Genomic DNA, 804 nt, shown 5'->3' with positions numbered 1-804 from the left:
TTTGAGGACAACACGCTCTGGACGCCTGCCAGCACAAACCAAGCTGGCGACATCACGCTGCAAACGTCAGGCCGCATCATGGCTGGCGTTCGCTCTCAGGGTCAGACTGTTATCCTGACGGACCAAGACGCGCATCGCGGAGTTTACATTGGACCACCTTACATTTTCCAGTTTGAGCGCGTTGGTGATGCCTGCGGATTGATTGCGCGTAAGGCTGTAGCAAACACGCCAGCAGGCGTGTTCTGGATGTCGCAGAACGGGTTCTTCCGCTATGACGGGTCGTCTGTCTCACCTGTTGACTGTGAAGTGCATGACGCTGTGTTCTCCAACATTAACACGGCTCAGATCAGCAAATGCTGGGCTGTGTCGAACGGTCAGCACAACGAGGTCTGGTTCTTCTATCCGTCTGCGGGGTCTAACGAGATTGACCGCTATGTAGCCTTTGACTACCGCGAAGGTCATTGGATTATGGGCAGCCTAAGCCGCACAAGCGGTGTGTCCCGTGGCGTGTTCAGCAGCCCGATCTGGGCTGACGCCAATGGCAATGGCTACAACCACGAACTTGGCTTCAACTATGACGGCGGCACGCCATTTGCTGAGAGCGGTCCCTATAAAATCGCAGCGGGTGAAAACCTAGCGGTCGTGCGTCAGATCATCCCTGATGAGGTCAACCTTGGCGACACGCGCATGACGTTTAAGTCTCGCTTGTATCCTACAGCGGCTGAGACAACGCACGGGCCTTACACTATGGCAAACCCGACCAGCGTTCGTTTGCAGGGCCGTCAAATCCGTGTAAGGGTAGAA

General features: G+C 55.5%; 1 protein-coding gene. It reads left to right on the top strand.

Annotated features, from left to right (window positions below; all coding sequences use genetic code 11):
• A partial coding sequence (locus tag AC1QQ2_RS14130) for a hypothetical protein (protein WP_479713613.1) occupies positions 1-804 on the top strand: 804 nt, incomplete at both ends.

Origin of the sequence: Aestuarium sp., from assembly GCF_023253315.1 — a bacterium.
Classification (GTDB): domain Bacteria; phylum Pseudomonadota; class Alphaproteobacteria; order Rhodobacterales; family Rhodobacteraceae; genus Marivivens; species Marivivens donghaensis.
Note: the sequence above shows the minus strand (reverse complement) of the source record. Positions and strands in the feature narration are given on the sequence as shown.